Raw genomic sequence first — 16,945 nt, 5'->3', positions numbered from 1 at the left:
CTTTGCTTGATGCCAATATGACGTAGCAAGGGCGTTCGTGACAGCCGTCTTGCGGGGAATGCGGCGTTCGGTTCTTGCGAACAGCTACCTGCGGGCTATGCTGCGCCGGATGGATTGGTCGATCAGCGATATTCGGACATTTCTGGCGGTGCTGGACGCGGGCAGCATATCCGCTGCCGCCGCGCGGGCGGATCTGTCGAAGTCCGTGGTCAGCAAGCGGATCAGCGATTTCGAGTCGGCCATCGGCGTGGCGCTGTTCACCCGCCACGCGGGGCGCATTGCGCCCACCGATGCCGCCCTGGCCCTTGCCGAGAGGCTGCGCCCGGCACTGGCGGAACTGGTCGCGGCCACCGAAAGCGTGGGCGGGCAGGCCGAGTTGCGCGGCCGCCTGGCCATCGCCGCGCCCATGAGCTTTGGCATCCGCCACCTGGGGCCGGTCATCGCCGGCTTCGCCCGCGCCCATCCGGGGCTGGAGATCGTGCTGGACTACGACGACCAGTTGGCCGACCTTGGCCGCGCGGGCTTCGACGTGGGGCTGCGCATCGGCGACCTGAAGGACAGCAGCCTGATGGCCCGCCGCGTCTGCGCCGATCCGCGTGCCTTGGTCGCCAGCCCCGACTATCTGGCGGTGCATGGCGCCATCGAAGCGCCGGAGGACCTGGCGGGCCACCATGCCATCGGCTATCTGAACGCGCGCATGGGCGATCTGTGGCCCTTTGCGGATGTGGTCCCGCCGCCCCTTGGTCCCATCACCGCCAATAATGGCGATGCCATCCGCGACATGGCGATCGGCGGGCTGGGGCTTGCGCTGCTGCCGATGTTCATCGTTCATGACGCCTTGCGCGACGGGCGGCTGGTGCGGTTGTTGCCGCATCTGCCGCAGCGTCCCCTGCCGGTCAGCCTGGTCTGGCCGCCGGTCCGGCCGATGCCCCGCAAGACGCGGGCCTTTGTCGATCATGTGGCGGAGGCCTTTGCCGGGACGCCGCCCTGGCTTGAGGGATTGTAGGCAAGGCCGGGGCGCTGCCCCGGACCCCGGGATATTTGAACCAAGGCAAAAGCAGGAGCCGTCAGATGCTGGTTGACCCCAATGCCCCGTTTTTCCGGCCCCTGTGGGTGCGGATCCTGTGTGTGGCCGTGCCGCTGGCTTGGGCAGGGGTCGAACTTTACACCGGCAGCCCCTTCTGGGCGCTTCTGTCGGGGGCTGCCGGCCTTTATCTGGCGTTCGAACTGTTCGTGCGCCGCAAGCCCGACTGATCAGGCCAGCAGGTCCACCGCCCGGTCCAGCCAGGCGAAGCCGTTCGGCGGCAGGTCCAGCACCGTGCCTGACAGCGATGCCCGCGACGGCCCGACAAGCGCCGCCTTGTCCGACAGGGTCAGCGTCGCGGCGTCGGGCGACAGGTTGAAGACGCAGGTCAGCGCCTCGCCCCCGATGCCGCGATGGAAGGCCAGGATCGGTTCGGGCAGATCCAGGAACGAGGTCTCGCCCCGCCGCAGCGGCATCTGCGCCTTGCGGAAGGCCAGCGTCGCGCGATAGGCCGACAGCACGCTGTCATTGTCGCCCTTCTGGCCCGCCACGTGTCGCGCGGCCTGGTGTTCCTTGACCGGCAGCCACGGCTTTGCGACGGAGAAACCCGCGTTTGGGCTGTCGTCCCAGACCATCGGCGTGCGGCAGCCGTCGCGGCCCTTGATCTCGGGCCAGAAGCGCAAGGCGGGGGGGTCGGTCAGTTCGTCATAGACCAGTTCCGTTTCCGTCTGGCCCAGTTCCTCGCCCTGGTAAAGGCAGATGGTGCCGGGAAAGGACAAGAGCATCGCCGCCGCCTGCCGCGCGAGGGCCTGGGGCGATTCGGCATAGGGCAGCCAGCGGGTGACATGGCGGAACACGTCATGGTTTGAAAACGACCAGCAGGCATGGGTGTCGGGCGCGCTGTTATGGACACCCTCGATGGTGTGGCGGAAATGGCGGGCCGTGAAGTCGTGGCTCAGCATCTCGAAGCTGTAGCACATGTGCAGCCGGTCGCTGCCCGCCGTGTATTCGGCCATGATGCGGATCGAGGTGTCGCCACCTTCGCCCACCTCGCCCACCATCATGCGGGCGTCGTATTCGTCGGTCAGCTTGCGCATCCGCTTCAGGAAGGCGATGTTCTCCGGCCGGTTCTTCGAATAGAGGTGGCGCTGCATGTTATAGGTGTCGGGCGCCGTGCTGTCGGGATTGGGCGGGTTGTTCCGCAGCCGGGCGTCGTGGAAATAGAAGTTCACCGTGTCCAGCCGGAAGCCGTCCACGCCCCGGTCCAGCCAGAAGCGCATGGTGCCCAGAAGCGCGTCCTGCACATCGCGGTTCCACAGGTTCAGGTCGGGCTGCTCGATCAGGAAGTTGTGCAGGTAGTACTGCCGCCGCTGCGGCTCCCATTCCCAGGCCGGGCCGCCGAAGACGGATGGCCAGTTGTTCGGCGGCGTGCCGTCCGGGTTCGGATCGGCCCACACATACCAGTCGGCCTTGTCGTTGTCTCGGCTGGTGCGGCTTTCGGCGAACCACGGGTGGCGGTCGCTGGAATGGCTGAGGACCTGGTCGATGATGACCTTCAGCCCCAGCTCATGCGCGCGCGCCACAAGCGCGTCGAAATCGGCCAGGGTGCCGAACAGCGGGTCGATGTCGCAGTAATCGCTGACGTCATAGCCCATGTCCTTCATGGGCGAGGTGAAGATGGGCGACAGCCAGATCGCGTCCACGCCAAGCGATGCGACATGGTCAAGCCTTCGGGTGATGCCGGGCAGATCGCCGATGCCGTCGCCGTCGCTGTCCTGAAAGCTGCGGGGATAGATCTGATAGATCACTGCGTCGCGCCACCATTCGGTCATAAGGGTCTCCTGCAAGGTTTGGTGCGATAGAACACGACTAACGTAGGACCGGAAGGGCGGTTTCGGCGTTAGGTGACGGATTGCCCTGCTGCGGGGGCCGGTTAAGGTGGGTGCATGGGACAGGTGCCAGAGGTGTCACGGCTGACGAATGACGATATCGCCGCGCTGTCCGGCGGGCGTTGCGACCGGCCGTTCGACATCCTGGGACCGCATGACGGCTGGCTGACCGTCCATCACCCCGACATTGCCGCGCTGGAGGCCGTGACCGATGCGGGCACCCTGCCGCTGGAGCGGGTCTTCGGCGATCTGTTCCGGGGGCGGGTCAGCGGCAGCTATCGCCTGAAGGCCTGGTCGGCGGGCGGGGCCGAATGGCTGTTCGACGATCCCTATCGCTTCGGTCCCGTTCTGGGGGACATCGACCTGCACCTGCTGGGCGAGGGGACGCATCACCGGCTGTGGCAGGCGCTTGGCGCCCATGTGATGGTGCATGAAGGCGTGGCGGGGACGCATTTCGCCGTCTGGGCGCCCAATGCCCGGCGCGTGTCGGTGGTCGGGCCGTTCAATGCCTGGGACGGACGGCGCCATCCGATGCGCCGCGTCGGCGGCAGCGGGGTGTGGGAGATCTTCCTGCCCGGCGTGGCCGAGGGGGCGCTTTACAAATACGAAATCCTCGATGCCCATGGCGGGCTGTTGATGAAGGCCGATCCCGTGGGCTTCGGCAGCCAGCACCCGCCGGAAAAGGCCAGCGTGGTGCGCGACATCTCCGGTTACGGCTGGACCGATGCGGACTGGATGGCAAACCGTGCCCATGCGCAGGACCGCCGCGCCCCCATCAGCATCTACGAGGTGCATCTGGGTTCCTGGCGCCGTCGCCTGGACCAGGGCGGGCGGCCCCTGTCCTACAAGGAACTGGCGCGCGATCTGGTGGCCTATGCGGCCGACATGGGCTTCACCCATCTGGAGCTGCTGCCGGTCAGCGAATTTCCCTTCGACGGCTCCTGGGGATACCAGCCGGTCGGGCTTTATGCGCCCACCATCCGCTTCGGCCCGCCGCATGAATTTCGCGACCTGGTCGAGGCCGCGCATCAGGCGGGCCTGGGCGTGCTGCTGGACTGGGTGCCCGGCCATTTCCCGACTGACGCGCACGGGCTGGCGCGGTTTGACGGCACCGCGCTTTACGAACATGCCGATCCGCGAGAAGGGTTCCACCAGGACTGGAACACGCTGATCTACAACTATGGCCGGACCGAGGTGCGCAATTACCTCATCTCCAACGCCCTGTACTGGCTGGAGGAATATCACATCGACGGGCTGCGCGTGGACGCGGTGGCATCCATGCTGTATCGCGACTATTCCCGACGCGAAGGCCAGTGGATCCCCAACAGGCATGGCGGGCGCGAGAACCTGGAGGCGATTGACTTCCTGCGCGACATGAATGTGGCCGCCTATCGCGACCACCCCGGCATCATGACCGTGGCCGAGGAAAGCACGTCCTTTCCCAAGGTCTCCGCCCCCGTGGAGGCGGGTGGGCTTGGCTTCGGCTTCAAGTGGAACATGGGCTGGATGAACGACGCCCTGCGCTACATGAGCCGCGATCCGGTGCATCGCAGATACCACCACGACCTGATGACCTTCGGGCTGATGTATGCGTTTTCCGAAAACTTCATCCTGCCGATCAGCCATGACGAGGTCGTCCACGGCAAGGGATCGATGCTGCGCAAGATGCCCGGCGACGAATGGCAGCAATTCGCCAACCTGCGCGCCTTCTACGGCTTCATGTGGGGCCATCCCGGCAAGAAGCTGCTGTTCATGGGCTGCGAATGGGGCCAGCCCGAGGAATGGAACCACAATGGCGAACTGAACTGGCCCGTTGCCGCCCTGCCCATGCACCAAGGGGTGCAGGCGCTGGTGCGCGACCTGAACCACCTTTATCGCACGACGCCCGCGCTTTACCGCAAGGATGCGGACCCCGACGGGTTCCAGTGGATCGCGACCGACCCGGCGCAATCGACCTATGCCTGGATCCGCCGGGGCGAGGCGGGCGACCCCCCGGTGGTCGTCGCCTGCAATTTCACGCCCGTTCCGCGACCCGGCTTCCGCATCGGCGTGCCGCAGGCGGGGCATTGGCGCGAGGCGATCAACACCGACGCCCAGGTCTATGGCGGCAGCGGCATGGGCAACCTGGGCGGGGTCAACGCCACGGACAAGCCGCAGGACGGTCAGCCCGCATCGATGGCGGTGACGCTGCCGCCCTTGTCGGTGGTGATCTTTGTGGAAGGCAAAGGTGATAAAGGGGAGGATGTTTCATGAGTGAGCTGAGATTGACCCGCCGCGCGATGGCCTTTGTCCTGGCCGGGGGGCGAGGAAGCCGTTTGAGGGAACTGACCGACCGCCGGGTGAAACCGGCGGTTTATTTTGGCGGCAAGACCCGCATCATCGACTTTGCGCTGTCGAATGCGATGAATTCGGGCATCCGCAAGATCGCGGTCGCGACGCAATACAAGGCGCACAGCCTGATCCGCCATGTGCAGCGCGGCTGGAACTTCTTCCGCGCCGAACGCAACGAATTCATGGACATCCTGCCCGCCAGCCAGCGCATGTCCGAGTATCACTGGTATCGCGGGACGGCAGACGCCGTGACCCAGAACATCGACATCGTGGACAGCTATGACGTCGATTACATCATCATCCTTGCGGGCGACCACATCTACAAGATGGACTACGAGATCATGCTGCGCGAGCATTGCGAAAGCCAGGCGGACGTGACCATCGGCTGCCTGACCGTGCCGCGGATGGAGGCCACGGCCTTTGGCGTCATGGCCGTGGACGAGACCGGGCGCATCACCTCGTTCCTGGAAAAGCCTGCCGATCCGCCGGGGATGCCCGACGATCCCGACAGCGCGCTGGCATCGATGGGCATCTATGTCTTCAGCTGGCCCTTCCTGCGCGACCTGTTGCTGAAGGATGCCGAGGATCCGAACTCCAGCCACGATTTCGGCCACGACCTGATCCCCGGCATCGTCAGGAACGGCAAGGCCATGGCCCACCGCTTCGACGTGTCCTGCGTGCGCGATCCGGGCGCGCCCCCCTATTGGAAGGACGTGGGCACGGTCGATGCCTTCTGGAAAGCCAATATCGACCTGACCGACTTCACCCCCGAACTGAACCTGTGGGATCGCGACTGGCCGATCTGGACCTACTCCGAAAGCGCACCGCCGGCGAAGTTCATCCATGACGAAAAGGACCGCCGTGGCATCGCCGTGTCGTCCATGGTGTCGGGGGGCTGCATCATTTCGGGGACCGAGATCCGCAATTCGCTGCTGTTCACGCAGGTCCATACCAACAGCTATGCGTCGCTGGACCATGTTGTGGCGCTGCCCTATGTCACGGTGCAGCGGCGTGCGCGGCTGACCCGTGCGGTAATCGACCGGGGCGTGGTCATTCCCGAGGGCCTTGTCGTGGGCGAGGATCCGCAGGAAGACGCCAAGTGGTTCCGCGTCAGCGAAGGAGGCATCACCTTGATCACCCAGGACATGCTGGACCACCGGGCGGCAAGCCTGTGATTCGGGTGCTGTCGATCGCTTCGGAATGCGCACCGCTGGTCAAGACGGGCGGGCTGGCCGATGTGGCGGGCGCGCTGCCCGCCGCCTTGTGGGCGCAGGGGGTGCAGATGCGGACCCTGCTGCCCGGCTATCCCGCCGTGATGGATGCACTGCGGGACGTGTCCGAGGTTTACTATTTCCACGACCTGTTCGGCGCGCCGGCCCGTGTGCTGGCCGGCTGGGCGGCGGGGCTGGATCTGCTGGCGATCGACGCACCCCATCTGTTCGCCCGGACGGGCAGCCCATACATGGCCCCGGACGGGCGCGACTGGCCGGACAATCCCGAACGCTTTGCCGCGCTGTCCTGGGTCGGCGCGCATCTGGGGGTGCATGGCGCGCTTGGCTGGCATCCGCAGGTGCTGCACGGCCATGACTGGCAGGCGGGCTTTGTCACCGAATACCTGCGCCAGATGGGCGGCGGCCCGGCCACGGTGCTGACCATCCACAACATCGCCTTTACCGGCGCGACCGACCCCGGGCGGATCGGTTCGCTGCGCCTGGACCCCTGGCGCTTCCACATGAATGCCTATGAATTCTATGGCGGCGTTTCGGCGCTGAAGGCCGGGCTGATGGGTGCCGATGCCCTGACCACGGTGTCCCCGACCTATGCCGAGGAGCTGATGACCCCCGAATTCGGCATGGGCCTGGACGGCGTGATGCGACACCGCCGCGAGGCCCTGTCGGGCATCCTGAACGGCATCGACACCGAGGCCTGGAATCCTGCCACCGATCCGGCGATCCAGCCCTATGACAGCCCCGAAGGCAAGGCCGCCAACAAGGCCGCCCTGCGGGCCGAGATGGGTTTGCCCGATGCGGACGGCCCCCTTTGCGTGATCGTGTCGCGGATGACGCATCAGAAGGGGCTTGATCTGGTGCTTCAGGCGCTGCCCGCCTTGCTGGACCATGGCGGGCAACTGGCGGTGCTGGGATCGGGCGATCCCGGGCTGGAACACGCCTTCCGCATGGCAGGCGATCAGAACCCGCAGGTCGCCGTCCGCATCGGCTATGACGAGGCGCTGTCCCACCGCCTGATTGCCGGGGGCGACGCGATCCTGGTTCCGTCGCGGTTCGAACCCTGCGGGCTGACGCAGATGTATGGGCTGCGCTATGGCACCGTGCCGGTGGTGGGGCTGACGGGGGGGCTGGCGGATACGGTCATCAACGCATCGCCTGCCGCCCTGGCGCGGGACGCGGCGACGGGCCTGCAGTTTTCCCCGGTGACGGCGGATGCGCTGCGCAGCGCGCTGACCCGGCTTTGCCTGCTTTACCAGGACACCGAAACCTGGACCCGCCTTCAGCAGAACGCGATGGCTCATCCCGTGGGCTGGGACCAGTCGGCCCGCGCCTATGCCGCCCTTTACGCCAGGCTTGCGACGAACCGATGACCTATTCGATCACGGCGGGGCATCCCTTCCCGCTTGGCGCCTGTTTCGATGGAGGCGGTGTCAACTTCGCCATCTTTTCCCAGCACGCCGAACAGGTCGTCCTGTGCCTGTTCGACGATCGGGACCGGGAAACCCGCATCCCCCTGCCGGAACGCGAAGGCCACATCTGGCACGGATACATCGCGGGCCTGTTGCCGGGCCAGCGATACGGATACCGCGTCCACGGCCCTTATCGCCCCCGTGACGGGCATCGCTTCAACCCCAACAAGCTGCTGATCGACCCTTACGCCAAAAGCCTGACCAAGCCGCCGCGCATCCATGACGCGCTGTTCGGATACCGGACCGGGCACGCGGATGCGGACCTGTCCTTCGACCGCCGCGACAGCGCCGCCTTCATGCCGCGCTGCGTGGTGGTGGATCCGGCCTTCAGCTGGGGCGAGGACCGCCCCCTGCGCACCCCCCTGGCCGATACCGTGATCTACGAGGCGCATGTGAAGGGTTTGACCATGCTGCATCCGGGCATCGACCGGCCCGGCAGCTTCCTGGCCATGGCCTCGGACCCGATCCTGGATCATCTGAACCGGCTGGGCGTCACGGCCATCGAACTGCTGCCGGTCCATGCCTTCTCGGACGACCGCTTCCTGACCGAACGGGGACTGTCGAATTACTGGGGCTACATGTCCTATGGCTTCTTCGCGCCCGATCCGCGTTACCTGCAAGCGGGCCATATCGCCGAGTTCCAGCAGATGGTCGCGCGGTTCCACGGGGCCGGGATCGAGGTGATCCTGGACGTGGTCTATAACCACACCGCCGAGGGGGACGAGCTTGGCCCCACCCTGTGCTTCCGTGGCATCGACAACGCCGCCTATTACCGGCTGTCCGAAGACCGGCGCTTCTATGTGAACGACGCGGGGACGGGGAATGTCCTGGATCTGGACAATCCCTTCGCGCTGCGGCTGGTCCTGGACAGCCTGCGATATTGGGTCGAGACAATGCATGTCGATGGTTTCCGGTTCGACCTGTGTTCGGTGCTGGGCCGGACGCGCGGGGTCTTCGACCGCGACGGGCCGTTCTTTCGCGCCGTCCGCCAGGATCCGGTCCTGAACCGCGTGAAGCTGATCGCCGAGCCATGGGATTTGGGCGAGGGGGGCTATCAGCTGGGCGCCTATCCCGCACCCTTCTGCGAATGGAACGACCGGTTCCGCGACCAGGTGCGCAGCTTCTGGCGCGGCGATGCCGGGAAGGTCGGCAAGCTGGCGAAACGCATCGCCGGATCGGCGGCGCGGTTCGATCATGACGGCCGCGCGGCCACATCCAGCGTCAACTTCACCGCCGCCCATGACGGCTTCACGCTGATGGATACCGTCAGTTACAGCCACAAGCACAACGAGGCCAATGGCGAGGGGAACCGCGACGGCCACGACCACAACATGTCCGACAACATGGGCGCCGAAGGCCCGACCGACGATCCCGGGATTCTTGCCCGTCGCGATCGCCGCCGCCGCAACCTGATGGCCACCCTCATGCTGAGCCAGGGCACGCCGATGATCCTGGCGGGGGACGAGCTTGGCAATTCCCAGGGCGGCAACAACAACGCCTATTGCCAGGACAACCCGATCGGCTGGGTCCGGTGGCAGGGCGCGGACGGTGCGTTCCTGGATTTCTGCCGCGAGGTGATCGCGTTCCGAAAGGCCAATCCGATCCTGCGCCAGCGGCGGTTCCTGCACAGCCAGCCGCGCGAACAGGACGGGCTGCCCGACCTGTTCTGGCGCCGCGCCGACGGGACGCCCATGACCCTTGCGGACTGGTCCGACCCGGACCTGCGCCTGCTGGCGGCGGAAATGCGCATGGCATCCGGGACGCCCGCCTATGCCGCGCTGCCGGGGGCGGTGTTTCTGGTTTTCAACAACGGCCCCGATGCGTCGGTGCGCCTGCCCGATGCGAACCGGGGCGGCCACTGGCGCAGACGCCTTGATACCGCGCGGAACGGTCCCCCCGATGAACGGGCGGGGCAGGTGGAACGGATCGCGGCGGAAAGCGTCGCGGCCTTTGTGTTGTGCGACCTGATATGAATGTGACGTTACGGCCCATGTTCCAGGCAATACCGTGAACAGGGCGCGGTTTGCGCCTCTGGCCCTTTTCAACCCGTCGGAAAGCTGGCAACAGAAAATCAACCCACGGCGGTTATTCTGCGCTTTGACGGCGTGACATGCGATTCCCTTTCCCTCCCTTGCGAGGTTCGATCTTGAAAAACCCTCCTACGGCCCTGGCCCTGCGCGATCAGATTCTTCATCACCTGACCCACAGCCAAGGGCGCGGGGCAGAATTCGCCACGACCTTCGACTGGCGGATGGCGGTCAGCTATGCCGTGCGCGACCTGATGGCGGGAACCTGGGTCGATGCCTTCCGCGCCGCGCGCGACCAGGGGGTCAAGCGGGTCTGCTATCTGTCGATGGAATTCCTGATCGGGCGGATGCTGGGCGATGCGATCATCAACCTGCGCCTGGAGAAGCCCATGGAGGAGGCGCTGGCGATGCTGGGCCTGGACCAGCAGCAGATCCTGGACAACGAACCGGACGCGGCGCTTGGCAACGGCGGGCTGGGGCGGCTTGCCGCCTGCTTCATGGAATCGCTGTCCTCGCTCAACTGCCCGGCCTTCGGCTATGGCATCCGCTATGAACACGGGCTGTTCCGGCAGCGGTTCGAAGGCGGCCAGCAGGTCGAAACGCCCGAGGATTGGCTGAACCAGCCCCACCCCTGGGAATTCGTCAAGATCGACTACAGCTATACGGTCGGCTTCAAGGGCCATGTCGAAATCGTGGATGGCCGCGCCGTCTGGCATCCAGGCGAAAGCGTGATCGCACGTGCCTATGACACGCCGGTCGTGGGATGGGGCGGCACCTGGGCCAACACGCTGCGCCTGTGGGGGGCGCATCCGACCACGCTTCTGGACCTGCACCGCTTCAACGCGGGCGACCACACGGCGGCGGCGGAACCCGAGGCGCTGGCGCGCACCCTGTCGCGCGTGCTTTATCCCGACGACACGACCGACGCGGGCAAGGAACTGCGGCTGAAGCAGGAATATTTCCTGACCTCGGCGTCCTTGCAGGACATCCTGCGGCGCTTCATGCAGGAACATGGCGATCTGCGGCTGCTGCCCGACAAGGTCGCGATGCAGCTGAACGACACCCATCCCGCGATCGCCGGACCGGAGCTGATCCGCATCCTGATGGACGACCACGGCCTGCCCTTCGGCGAGGCGCAGGATCTGGCGCGCGGAACGCTGAACTATACCAACCACACCCTCATGCCCGAGGCACTGGAACGCTGGTCCACCTGGCTGCTGGGCGGCGTGCTGCCGCGCCACATGCAGATCATCCAGATGATCGACGACGACCACCGTGCCTCCACCGGACGGCCTGCCCATGTCGGCATCGTCCAGCACGATCAGGTGCGGATGGGCGAACTGGCCTTCATCATGGCGGGCAAGGTGAACGGCGTGTCGGCGCTGCATACCGATCTGGTCAAGGACACGGTCTTTGCCGACCTGCACCGCCTGCACCCCGACCGCATCGTGAACCAGACCAACGGCGTCACCCCGCGTCGCTGGTTGCGCATGTCGAACCCCGGCCTGGCCCGGCTTCTGGACGACACGATCGGTGACGGCTGGACCACCGACCTGGAGCAGTTGCGCGGGCTTGAACCCCATGCCCAGGATGGCGCCTTCCGCGAGGCCCTGGGCCAGGTCAAGCGCGCCAATAAGGTCTGGCTTGCCGACGGTCTGCTGGCGGATCTGGGCGTCAAGGCCGACCCGGATGCGATCTTCGACATCCAGGTCAAGCGCATCCACGAATACAAGCGCCAGCTTCTGAACATCCTGGAAGCCATTGCCCTGTGGAAGCGGATCCATGACGATCCGAACGGCGACTGGACGCCTCGGGTCAAGATCTTCGGCGGCAAGGCCGCGCCGGGATACTGGCTGGCCAAGTCGGTCATCCACCTGATCAACGACGTGGCGGCAACCATCAACAACGACCCGGTGACCCGGCGCTATCTGCAGATCGCCTATCCGCCGAACTACAACGTCTCGATGGCCGAGGATCTGATCCCGGCGGCCGATCTGTCCGAACAGATCAGCACGGCGGGGAAAGAGGCCTCGGGCACCGGCAACATGAAGTTCACCATGAACGGCGCGCTGACCATCGGCACCCTGGACGGCGCGAATGTGGAAATCCGCGACCTGGTCGGGCCTGAGAACTTCTTCCTGTTCGGCCTGAGGACGGACGAAGCCGCGCAAGAGGCTGCGACCCCCGGCCATGCCCGCCGCGCCATCGAAAGAAGCCAGGACCTGAAGGATGCGCTGCATCTGATATCGGAAGGCCGGTTCGGCCGGGCCGAGTCCTATTACAGCCTGCTGGACCGGACCTGGAACGACGACCCCTTCCTGGTTGCCAGCGATTTCGACGATTACTTCGCCATGCAACGCCGCATCGACGCCGCCTATCGCGACAGCGGAACCTGGGACCGGATGGCTTGCCTGAACATCGCGCGGTCGGGTTTCTTTTCATCCGACCGCACGATCCGGGGATACATGGCCGACATCTGGAATGTGCTGCCGGTGGCGATCTAGGCAGGCGGCCGGGCGGCAGAAGCTGGAAGCGCATCGCGTTTTCCGACGGCCAACCGGAATGATGTCGTCCCAGGAACCTCGTCCGGCGTTCCTGGGCCTGCGGCCGTGCCTGGGGGCTAGTCCAGACCGATCCGCCGCCTGGCCCGAATCTCGGCCGCCTGGAACGCGTGATGGATCAGCACCGCCAGGATGCCCACGACCATCCCGCCCTGCAGCACGAAGGCGGTGTTCGATGACAAAAGCCCGGCGATGATCACCTCGCCCAGGGTGCGCGCCGCCACCGTCGATCCGATGGTCGCCGTCCCCAGCGAGATCACGGCCGTCAGCCGCATTCCCGCCAGCAGCAGCGGCAAGGCCAGCGGCAGGTCGATCTGCCACAGCCGCTGGCGGGGCGTCAGGCCCATCGCCCGCGCCGCCTCGGCCACCGGCGCGGGCTGGCCCGACAGCCCGGCGAGCGCGTTTTCAAATACCGGCAGCAGCCCGTAAAGAAACAGCGCCACCAGCGTCGGGCCGGTTCCAAAGCCCAGCACCGGCACCGCCAGCGCCAGCACCGCGACCGGCGGAAAGGTCTGGCCCACGGCGGTGACGGTGCGCGCCAGGGGCAGGAATTCGCGCCCCGCGCCGCGCGTCACCAGGATCGCAAGCACCAGCCCCGCGATGGTCGAGGCCGCGACCGCCACGGCCACGATCGCCAGATGCGACAGGGTCAGCGACAGCAGGCTGGTCTGGGTATAGATGGCGGGTGCATTGTTGCGGGTGAAGGGCTGAAAAAGCGGGGCAAAGCTGCCTGGCGCGATCAAGAATGCCAGCAGCGCCAGGCCTGCCAAGGCCGGCAGGATGCGACGGGTCATTGCGGCCTTGCCTCGGCGCGCAGCGCGTCCAGCGTCACGATCCCGCCGCCCTGGACCGGGACGGCAGTGCGCCCGCTCCACAGGCATTCGGCAAGGGCATCGCGCAGGGTCGCCTCGGGCGGGATGGTGGGGCCTTCCGCATCGCCGGGCTGCGCCAGATCGCCCACCGTCTTCAACGACAGCAGTCGCAGCGGCCGATCGGTCGCGCCGATCAGGTCGCGGACGAAGGGCACGGCCGGCTGGGTCAGGATCCGGGCAGGGTGGTCGTATTGCAGCAGCCGCCCCCCGTCCATGACGGCGATCCGGTCGCCCAGATCCACGGCCTCTCGCATGTCGTGGGTGACAAGGATCAGCGTCGTGCCGAGCCTCCGCTGAATCGCGCGCAGATCCGCCTGGGCCTTGGCGCGGATCAGCGGGTCGAGCGCGCCGAAGGGTTCGTCCATCAGCAGCAGGTCCGGCTTGGCGGCAAGGGCGCGGGCCACGCCCACGCGCTGCGCCTGACCTCCCGACAACTGATGCGGCATCCTGTCCCGAAAGGTGGCCGGGTCCAGCTGGAACAGGACCAGCAGCTCGTCCACGCGGGCGTCGATCTGCGCACGCGGCCAACCCAGCAGGCGCGGCACCGTGGCGATGTTCTGCGCGACCGTGCGGTGCGGGAACAGCCCGTGGCCCTGGATGGCATAGCCGATGCGGCGGCGCAGCAGATGGGCGGGCAGGGTGGCGGTGTCCACGCCCTCGACCAGGACCTGGCCCGACGTCGGCTGGACCAGCCGGTTGATCATCCGCAGCAGCGTCGTCTTGCCCGACCCCGAGGTGCCGACCAGCACCGCCAGTTCCCCAGTTTCGACCGTCAGGCTGACGTCGTTCACGACCGGGACCCCGTCATAGACCCGCGTGAGGTGCCGGATTTCGATCATGCCGCCCCCCGGCGCGTTCCCTGCACCAGCAGATCCAGCGCGATTCCCGCCACCAGCGCCAAGGCAATGGTGGGCAAGGCGCCCAGCAGCACCAGATCCATCGCGGTCTGGTTCAATCCCTGGAAGACGAAGGTGCCGAAGCCGCCCCCGCCGATCAGCCCGGCGATGACCGCAAGGCCGATGTTCTGGACCAGCACGATCCGCACCGCAGCCAGCAGCACGGGCAGGGCCAGCGGCACCAGCACCTGCGCCATGACCTGCGCACGGGTCATGCCCAGGCCCACCGCAGCCTCTTGAGTGGGGGCGGGCACGCCCGACAGCCCGGACAGCGTGTTCGACACCACCGGCAACAGCGAATAGAGAAACAGCGCGACCAGCGCAGGGAAGGTGCCGATGCCCGATACGCCCGCCTGCGCCGCGCCGGGAATGGTGGCCGCAACCCAGCCCAGAACCGGGATCATGATCCCGAACAGCGCCAGCGACGGAATGGTCTGCAGGATGTTCAGCGCCCCCAGGACCGGGCCGCGCCAGCGCCGCGCCTGAAAGATCACGATGCCCAAGGGGATACCGGCAAGCAGCGCCAGGCCCAGCGATCCGAAGGCCAGGGCAAGATGGGCCTGCCCCTCGCGCAGGAACAGGTCCCGCCGGGTGGCATATTCGCGCATCACCGATACGCCATCCAGAACGCCGGATACCAGGATCCCCGCCGTCAGCGCCACTGCCCCCGCCAGCATCACCCATCGCAGCGCCAGCGAGGGGCGAAGCCGGTTCACCGCATCGGCCAGCATCAACCCGAAGGCAAGGGCCAGAAGCCAGAAGCCCGATGCCGGGGCGACCCGTGCCAAGCTGTTGCCCGGTGGCGGCAGATGGGACGCCGCAGTCCCCAGCATCAGCGTTGCCGCAACCAGCCCCGCGACCGCCGACGCCAGCCGCGCCGCGGCAGGCGAGCGGGCGGGGCAGGCCAGGACCAGAATGGCGCCCAGCGCCGGCAAGACCCAGGGACCATGGGGCAGGTCCGCCAATCCCACCCCCTCGCCCGCCACGATCCGGTTCGCCTTGAATTGCACCAGCGGCAGCGCCAGTCCGGCCAGCCCGATCAGGGCGAACAGGACGGCGGGGGGCGACAGCCGGGGCACCGGTCAGTCCAGAAAGCCCGCCTGGGTCAGGTAATCCTCGGCGACCGCCGCCGCAGGTTCGCCGCCGATCTGGATCCGGCCGTTCAGCGTCTGAAGCGTCTGCAAGGTCAGGGACGTGAAGATCGGCTCCAGCACCTCGGCGATCCGGGGATGGGCCTGCAGCACCTCGGCCCGGACGATGGGCGCGGGCTGATAGACGGGTTGGACCGCCTTGTCGTCCTCCATCACCACCAGGCCTGCCTCGGCAATGGCGCCGTCGGTGCCATAGACCATGGCCGCGTTCACGCCCGAGGTCTGCTGCGCCGCCGCTGCAATGGTCGCCGCCGTGTCGCCGCCTGCAAGCTGAACAAGCTGGTCGGGCGTCAGGGTGAAGCCATAGGTCTCCTGGAAGGCCGGCAGGGCTGCGGGCGAGGTCACGAACTCGGTCGAGGCCGCCAGCTTGATCGGACCCCCGCCCGCGATCCATTCGCCCATCTGGGTCATGGTGGCCAGGCCGTTCTGCTTGGCCACATCCTGGCGCAGGGCGATGGCCCAAGTGTTGTTGGCCGGGGACGGCGTCAGCCAGACGATGTCGTTCTGTTCCTTGTCCAGTTCGGCCACGCGGGCATAGCCCTGGGCCGCATCCTTCCAGACTTCGCTGTCGGCCTCGTTGAAGAAGAAGGCGCCGTTGGCGGTGTATTCGGGATAGATGTCGATCTGGCCCGCCACGATGGCGTCACGCATGATCGGCGTGCCGCCCAGTTGCAGCCGGTCCTGCACCGGCAGACCGGCGTCCTGCAGCGCCAGCAGGATCATGTTGCCCAGCAGCCCGCCCTCGGTGTCGATCTTCGAGGACACGACGATATCCTGCGCGGCAAGGGGCGTCGCCGCCATCAGCAGGGTGACGGCAAGCGGGGCAAGACGGGACATGCTGGAACTCCTGGACAATGGGAACAGGGCGGAACGCCCGACCCGGTCAAGGTTCACTCAAATCCGCGAGGGGTCAACCGCCAAAGCTGCGGCTGCCCGCGCTTGAACCAAAGCCCCCGCGCGACGCCGCCGTGGCCCGCGACATTGGCGGCTGGCCGACGGTCGCGGCGGGCCGGGCGAACTGGCTGCTGTTCAGCGCGGCGCGGCCCGTATTGCTGGAAAACGTGCTGGTGCGCGCCGCATTGGTATAGCCGCCCTGGGGGGTGCGATACATCGGCTGGGACCGCGACAGCCCGCCGCCCCCCAGCATCGACCCGATCAGGTAACCCGCCAGAAGCGGCATGAAGATGCTGCCCGATCCGCCGTTCGAGACCTGCTGGTCCTCGGACCCGCAATTGCCGACGCCGTGCTGTTCCTCGCAGACCTGCAGGCTGTCGTAACGGGGGGCGGATTCGACATGAAGCTGTTCGGCTTCGGCAAAGGACTGGCGGCATTCGTCGGCGGTGAACAGCCCGCCTTCGTCCGCCGCGGCAAGGCAGGCGTTCAGGTCGGGGAAGGCCTGGGCGTCCACCTGTTCCTCGCGGCAGCCGGCAATGGCGAAGCTGGCGGCGCCAAGGATGGTCAGGGCAACGGCTCTGGAACGTTTCCTCATGTCTTTC

13 protein-coding genes are annotated in these 16,945 nt (G+C 66.7%); 7 read left to right on the top strand and 6 right to left on the bottom strand.

Annotated elements, in window-relative coordinates; all coding sequences use genetic code 11:
* Positions 1–37 precede the first annotated feature (37 nt).
* Positions 38–1,006, top strand: coding sequence for a LysR family transcriptional regulator (locus RAH32_RS14915; RefSeq protein WP_306608779.1), 969 nt, complete (start codon positions 38–40; stop codon positions 1,004–1,006).
* Positions 1,007–1,071: 65 nt separating this feature from the next.
* Positions 1,072–1,254, top strand: a complete 183-nt coding sequence (locus RAH32_RS14910) for a hypothetical protein (protein ID WP_306608778.1) — start codon at positions 1,072–1,074, stop codon at positions 1,252–1,254.
* Here the strand turns inward: RAH32_RS14910 and RAH32_RS14905 are convergent, their stop codons facing one another.
* On the bottom strand, positions 1,255–2,856 hold the full coding sequence (locus tag RAH32_RS14905; RefSeq protein ID WP_306608776.1) for an alpha-glucosidase: 1,602 nt from the start codon (positions 2,854–2,856) through the stop codon (positions 1,255–1,257).
* A 114-nt stretch (positions 2,857–2,970) separates the two neighbouring features.
* Here RAH32_RS14905 and glgB point away from each other — a divergent pair, with 114 nt between their 5' ends.
* From glgB to RAH32_RS14880, 5 genes are all read left to right on the top strand, one after another.
* Positions 2,971–5,166: a 1,4-alpha-glucan branching protein GlgB gene (gene glgB / locus RAH32_RS14900; protein ID WP_306608774.1), complete on the top strand. Its 2,196-nt coding sequence runs from the start codon at positions 2,971–2,973 to the stop codon at positions 5,164–5,166.
* Positions 5,163–6,419 carry a glucose-1-phosphate adenylyltransferase gene (gene glgC, locus RAH32_RS14895; protein WP_306608772.1) on the top strand — a complete coding sequence of 419 codons (1,257 nt, stop codon included), beginning with the start codon at positions 5,163–5,165 and terminating at the stop codon, positions 6,417–6,419. The genes glgB and glgC overlap by 4 nt, the downstream gene beginning before the upstream one ends.
* Positions 6,416–7,843, top strand: a complete 1,428-nt coding sequence (gene glgA / locus RAH32_RS14890; protein WP_306608770.1) for a glycogen synthase GlgA — start codon at positions 6,416–6,418, stop codon at positions 7,841–7,843. The genes glgC and glgA overlap by 4 nt, the downstream gene beginning before the upstream one ends.
* On the top strand, positions 7,840–9,915 hold the full coding sequence (gene glgX, locus RAH32_RS14885) for a glycogen debranching protein GlgX (RefSeq protein ID WP_306608768.1): 2,076 nt from the start codon (positions 7,840–7,842) through the stop codon (positions 9,913–9,915). The genes glgA and glgX overlap by 4 nt, the downstream gene beginning before the upstream one ends.
* A gap of 173 nt (positions 9,916–10,088) precedes the next feature.
* Positions 10,089–12,473: a glycogen/starch/alpha-glucan phosphorylase gene (locus RAH32_RS14880; protein ID WP_306608766.1), complete on the top strand. Its 2,385-nt coding sequence runs from the start codon at positions 10,089–10,091 to the stop codon at positions 12,471–12,473.
* A gap of 116 nt (positions 12,474–12,589) precedes the next feature.
* Here RAH32_RS14880 and RAH32_RS14875 read toward each other — a convergent pair whose 3' ends face one another.
* The 5 genes from RAH32_RS14875 to RAH32_RS14855 form a co-directional block, all read right to left on the bottom strand.
* Positions 12,590–13,324: an ABC transporter permease gene (locus tag RAH32_RS14875; RefSeq protein WP_306608764.1), complete on the bottom strand. Its 735-nt coding sequence runs from the start codon at positions 13,322–13,324 to the stop codon at positions 12,590–12,592.
* A complete protein-coding gene (locus RAH32_RS14870) occupies positions 13,321–14,241 on the bottom strand; it encodes an ABC transporter ATP-binding protein (RefSeq protein ID WP_306608762.1) in 921 nt (306 codons plus the stop codon). Before RAH32_RS14870 ends, RAH32_RS14875 begins: the two co-directional genes overlap by 4 nt.
* Positions 14,238–15,377: an ABC transporter permease gene (locus RAH32_RS14865; RefSeq protein ID WP_306608760.1), complete on the bottom strand. Its 1,140-nt coding sequence runs from the start codon at positions 15,375–15,377 to the stop codon at positions 14,238–14,240. The genes RAH32_RS14870 and RAH32_RS14865 overlap by 4 nt, the downstream gene beginning before the upstream one ends.
* 3 nt (positions 15,378–15,380) lie before the next feature.
* Positions 15,381–16,286: a glycine betaine ABC transporter substrate-binding protein OsmF gene (gene osmF / locus RAH32_RS14860; protein ID WP_373429722.1), complete on the bottom strand. Its 906-nt coding sequence runs from the start codon at positions 16,284–16,286 to the stop codon at positions 15,381–15,383.
* Positions 16,287–16,359: 73 nt separating this feature from the next.
* The gene (locus tag RAH32_RS14855) at positions 16,360–16,938 is read right to left on the bottom strand and encodes a DUF1190 domain-containing protein (protein ID WP_306608758.1); all 579 of its coding nucleotides are present in this window, start codon (positions 16,936–16,938) and stop codon (positions 16,360–16,362) included.
* Positions 16,939–16,945: the final 7 nt, after the last annotated feature.

The organism is Paracoccus yibinensis, assembly GCF_030846195.1.
In the GTDB taxonomy this organism is placed as follows: domain Bacteria; phylum Pseudomonadota; class Alphaproteobacteria; order Rhodobacterales; family Rhodobacteraceae; genus Paracoccus; species Paracoccus yibinensis.
This window is presented reverse-complemented; position numbering and strand designations above follow the sequence as displayed.